The sequence below is a fragment of the Roseicyclus sp. genome, assembly GCF_052168335.1.
Lineage (GTDB): Bacteria > Pseudomonadota > Alphaproteobacteria > Rhodobacterales > Rhodobacteraceae > Roseibacterium.
This window is the reverse complement of record NZ_JBQLZP010000397.1, coordinates 1-4,491: the sequence shown is the minus strand read 5'-3', so window position 1 is coordinate 4,491 and position 4,491 is coordinate 1. Positions and strand designations below refer to the sequence as shown.

Annotated in this window: 6 protein-coding genes; 5 read left to right on the top strand and 1 reads right to left on the bottom strand. The window is 69.7% G+C overall.

The features are described 5' to 3' along the window. Positions 1-153: 153 nt before the first annotated feature. The 5 genes from yajC to ACTS11_RS12120 all read left to right on the top strand — a co-directional run bounded on the left by yajC (position 154) and on the right by ACTS11_RS12120 (position 4,294). Positions 154-435 (top strand): preprotein translocase subunit YajC, encoded by a 282-nt coding sequence (gene yajC, locus ACTS11_RS12140; protein WP_442640576.1) that lies wholly within the window; start codon positions 154-156, stop codon positions 433-435. A gap of 64 nt (positions 436-499) precedes the next feature. Continuing rightward, on the top strand, positions 500-2,167 hold the full coding sequence (gene secD, locus ACTS11_RS12135; RefSeq protein WP_442640575.1) for a protein translocase subunit SecD: 1,668 nt from the start codon (positions 500-502) through the stop codon (positions 2,165-2,167). A gap of 1 nt (position 2,168) precedes the next feature. Beyond that, a complete protein-coding gene (gene secF, locus ACTS11_RS12130) occupies positions 2,169-3,143 on the top strand; it encodes a protein translocase subunit SecF (RefSeq protein WP_442640574.1) in 975 nt (324 codons plus the stop codon). Positions 3,144-3,155: 12 nt separating this feature from the next. Beyond that, positions 3,156-3,911 carry a sulfite exporter TauE/SafE family protein gene (locus ACTS11_RS12125; RefSeq protein WP_442640573.1) on the top strand — a complete coding sequence of 252 codons (756 nt, stop codon included), beginning with the start codon at positions 3,156-3,158 and terminating at the stop codon, positions 3,909-3,911. A 14-nt stretch (positions 3,912-3,925) separates the two neighbouring features. After that, positions 3,926-4,294 (top strand): Mth938-like domain-containing protein, encoded by a 369-nt coding sequence (locus ACTS11_RS12120; RefSeq protein ID WP_442640572.1) that lies wholly within the window; start codon positions 3,926-3,928, stop codon positions 4,292-4,294. Here ACTS11_RS12120 and ACTS11_RS12115 read toward each other — a convergent pair. After that, positions 4,291-4,491: DUF1194 domain-containing protein (locus ACTS11_RS12115; RefSeq protein ID WP_442640571.1), on the bottom strand; the 201-nt coding region annotated here is incomplete at its 5' end. The two genes, ACTS11_RS12120 and ACTS11_RS12115, sit on opposite strands and share 4 nt — an antisense overlap.

The window sequence follows — 4,491 nt, the reverse complement described above, 5'->3', positions numbered from 1 at the left end:
CCGCCATGGGAGCGCGCCTTGCCTTCCCCGGACCCCGGAATTACGGTGCCGCGACTTCCGGACCCGGGGGACAGCGGGGCCGGAACGGACGGCTCCGACCAACGACAACCGGCCAGTGCAGGGCCCGAACCCGACACGACACAGAGGACACCGATGGAAGCCTTCGCCCAGTTCGTACCGCTGATCCTGATCTTCGCGATCATGTATTTCCTGCTCATCCGTCCGCAGCAGAAGAAGGTGAAGGAGCATCAGGCCATGGTCGCCGCGCTCCGCCGGGGCGACGAGGTGGTGACCCAGGGCGGCCTCATCGGCAAGATCACCAAGGTCAAGGACGACAGCGAGGTCGAGATCGAGCTCGCGCAGGGCGTCAAGGTGCGCGTCGTGCGCCCGACCATCGCGCAGGTGCGCTCCAAGACCGAGCCCGCCGACGAGTGATGCGGACGGGGCCCCGTGCGGCCCCGCTCCCGTTCCGGCCTGACGACCAGGGGTCCTTTCCGCCATGCTTCAAATCCCGCTCTGGAACCGGATTCTCATCGTCCTGGTGATCCTCGCCGGCCTTTCCTTCGCGATGCCGAACCTGTTCTACGCGCAGGTCGAGCGCCACAACGACGCCGCCGCCGCGATCGAGGCGACGGGCGTGGTCTCGGACGAGAACGCGGCGGCGCTCGCGGAATGGCCCGAGTTCCTGCCCTCGACGCTGGTGAACCTGGGCCTCGATCTCAGGGGCGGCGCGCACCTTCTCGCCGAGGTGCAGGTGGAGGACGTCTACGAGGCGCGGATGGACGCGCTCTGGCCCGAGGTCAGGGACGCGCTGCGCGACCTGCGCGACACCGTCGGCACGATCCGCCGCGTCGACGCGCCCCCGGGCGAACTGCACGTCAGGGTCAGCGAGCCCGCGGGCCTGCCGCAGGCGGTGACGGCGGTGCGCGCCCTGGCCGAGCCCGTGGTCAGCCTCACCGGCGTCGGCTCCTCCACGCTCGACGTGAGCGGGCAGGGCGACATGCTGATCGTGACGCTCTCCGAGTCCGAGCGGCAGGCGACCGACGACCGGACCATGCAGCAATCCGTCGAGATCGTGCGCCGCCGCGTCGACGAGGCCGGCACGCGCGAGCCGACGATCCAGCGGCAGGGCCAGGACCGCATCCTCATCCAGGTGCCGGGCATCGGCTCGGCGCAGGAGTTGAAGGACCTGATCGGCACCACCGCGCGCCTCACCTTCCACCCGGTCGTCGGCCGCGCCGACAACGCGGAGGAGGCGGTGGAGCCCCGGCAGATCGTGCTGCCCTCGATGGACGAGGAGGGGGTCTTCTACATCCTCGAGGAAACGCCCGTCGTGACCGGCGACGACCTCGTGGACAGCCAGCCCTCCTTCGACCAGCAGACCGGCCAGCCGATCGTGACCTTCCGCTTCAACCCGGCGGGCGCGCGTGCCTTCGGCGAATACACCGCCGCCAACGTGGGCGCCCCCTTCGCCATCGTGCTCGACGAGGAGGTGATCTCGGCCCCCGTCATCCGGCAGGCGATCACCGGGGGCTCGGGGCAGATTTCCGGCAACTTCACCGTGGAGAGCTCGACCGAGCTTGCCGTCCTGCTGCGCGCGGGCGCGCTGCCCGCCGAGATGACCTTCCTCGAGGAGCGGACAATCGGCCCCGAGCTCGGCGCCGACTCGATCGCGGCGGGCGAGACGGCGGCGCTGGTCGCCTTCGCGGCGGTCCTCGTCTTCATGGTCCTCAGCTACGGCCTCTTCGGCGTCTTTGCGAGCGTCGCGCTGATCCTGAACGTGGGCCTCATCTTCGGCATCCTCAGCCTGATCGGGGCGACCCTGACGCTGCCGGGCATCGCGGGGATCGTGCTGACCATCGGCATGGCGGTCGATGCCAACGTCCTGGTCTTCGAGCGCATCCGGGAGGAGCTCAAGACCGCCAAGGGGCCGGCGCGGGCCATCGAGCTCGGCTATTCCCGCGCGCTCTCGGCGATCATCGACGCCAACCTCACCACCTTCATCATCGCGGTGATCCTCTTCGCGCTGGGCTCCGGCCCGGTCCGGGGCTTCTCGGTGACGCTCGGGATCGGCATCCTCACGTCCGTCTTCACCGCCATCTACGTCACCCGCCTGTTCATCGTGACCTGGTTCGACCGGGCGCGTCCGAAGACGATCGAGGTCTGACATGCGCCTGAAACTGGTTCCCGACGAAACCAACATCGACTTCTTCAAATACGCCCGCCTGACCTTCGGCGCCTCGGTGGTCGCGGTGTTCGTCTCGCTCGGCGTCTGGTTCGCGATGGGCCTGAACTTCGGCATCGACTTCCTCGGCGGAACGACGATCCGGACCGAGTCCTCGCAGCCCGTGGACGTCGGCGCCTACCGCGACGCGCTGGCGGCGCTGAACCTCGGCGACGTGTCGATCACCGAGGTCTTCGACCCGACCTTCGGCCCCGAGCGCAACGTCGCGATGATCCGCATCCAGGCCCAGGAGGGTCAGGAGAGCGTGACGCCCGAGACCGTCGCCGCCGTGCAGGAGGCGCTGCGCGGCGTCTACCCGGCGATGACCTTCCCGAGCGTCGAATCCGTCGGCCCGAAGGTCTCGGGCGAACTCATCATGACGGCCCTGATCGCCGTCGGCGCCTCGCTCGCGGCTCTCCTCGTCTACATCTGGCTGCGCTTCGAATGGCAGTTCTCGGTGGGGGCCGTCGCGGCGCTGATCCACGACGTGATCCTCACCATCGGGGTCTTCAGCCTTCTCCAGATCCGCTTCGACCTCGCCACCATCGCGGCGCTGCTGACGATCATCGGCTACTCGATCAACGACACCGTCGTGATCTTCGACCGGCTGCGCGAGAACCTCATCAAGTACAAGCAGCGCCCGCTGCAGGACGTGATGAACCTCTCGGCCAACGAGACGCTCAGCCGGACCCTCATGACCTCCGGCACGACGCTTCTCGCGCTTCTCGCGCTCCTCGTGCTCGGCGGGGACGTGATCCGGGGCTTCGTCTTCGCGATCTTCTGGGGCGTGATCGTCGGCACCTACTCGTCGATCTACGTGGCCAAGAACGTGGTGCTCATGATCGGGGTGAAGCGTGACTGGTCCAAGCCCTCCTCGGGCGGGGGCGCGGGCACGCAGTTCGCCAACATCGACGCCTGATGGCAGTGCCCCGTGCCTGAGGCGCTGGCCGCCGCGCTGGGGCATCCGGGCCTTCCATGGGTCTGCGCGACCTCGCTACTCGCGGGGCTGGTCTACGGCTTCGCGGGCTTCGGCTCGGCGCTGATCTTCATGCCGCTCGCCACGCTCTTCGTCTCGCCCGCCGTGGCGGTGGCGGCCTTCTCGCTCTCGGCGCTCGCCTCGCTCGTCACCGTGGTGCCGGGCGCCTGGAGATCGGCCGAGAAGCGGTCGGTCGGGCTGATGATGGCGGCCTGCATCGTCTTCACGCCCGTAGGCGTCGCCGCGCTGCGCCTCGCGCCGGAGGAGGCGATCCGCACGGCCATCGCGCTGGTGACGCTCGGCACGCTCGCGGCGCTGGTGGCGGGCTGGCGCATGCCCGTCGGGACGGGGGCGGCGCCGCGCCTCTTCGTGGGGGCGCTCTCGGGGATCGCGGGGGGCAGCACGGGGCTGAACGGGCCGCCCGTGATCCTCTTCAACCTCGGCACCGAGGGGCAGCCCGTCGCCGTCACGCGCGCCAACCTCGCGGTGTTCCTCACGCTCACCTCGCTCAGCTTCCTGCCGCAGCTCTGGCTTCAGGGCCTCCTGCCGCCCTTCGCGGTCTGGCTGGGCGTCCTCCTCCTCGCGCCCTACGCACTTGGAACCTGGGCGGGCGTGCGCCTGTTCCGCCCCGAGAGGGCTGGCCTCTACCGCCGCTTCGCCTATGGTCTGATCGGCGCGGCGGGGCTCGCCGCACTGCCGGTCTGGCACTGAGACGGAGAGAGATCATGCGCATCACCGAGGTCGATTTCGGCGCCGCGAAACAGGTCGACGGCTACGGCCCCGACTTCTTCCGCATCGACGGCACGATCGTCGAGGGGGCGGCGCTGGTCCTGCCGGGCCGGACAGCGCAGTGGGAGGGCTATGGCTCGGTCGAGCCGATCCTCGCCGCCGCGAAGGACATCGACTTCCTCATCCTCGGCACCGGACCCGAGATCGCGCATCCGCCGGCCGAGTTCCGCCGCACGCTCGAGGCCGCCGGCATCGGGGTCGAGCCGATGGCGAGCGCCGCCGCCTGCCGGACCTACAACGTGCTCCTCTCCGAGGGCCGCCGCGTGGGCGCCGCGCTCCTGCCGGTCGGCCGGACGCCGGGCTAATCCACCTCTCCCAGGATCATCACCCTGAGCTCGCGCTCGAGCTTCCGGCGCATCGCCTCCTCGAAGTCCTGGTGGCTGCGGGCGTATTCCACGAAGGCGCCGGGGCCGTGGATCACCTCCTCGAGGTAGTAGTCCTCGATCCCCTGCGAGGCGCCCCCGATGGCGAGGCCGTTCACCGTCACGCCCTCGAAGGGAAA

Coding starts and splice junctions, on each gene's coding strand:
- secD (WP_442640575.1), top strand. CDS start 500: ATGCTTCAAATCCCGCTCTGGAACCGGATTCTCATCGTCCTGGTGATC.
- ACTS11_RS12120 (WP_442640572.1), top strand. CDS start 3,926: ATGCGCATCACCGAGGTCGATTTCGGCGCCGCGAAACAGGTCGACGGC.
- secF (WP_442640574.1), top strand. CDS start 2,169: ATGCGCCTGAAACTGGTTCCCGACGAAACCAACATCGACTTCTTCAAA.
- yajC (WP_442640576.1), top strand. CDS start 154: ATGGAAGCCTTCGCCCAGTTCGTACCGCTGATCCTGATCTTCGCGATC.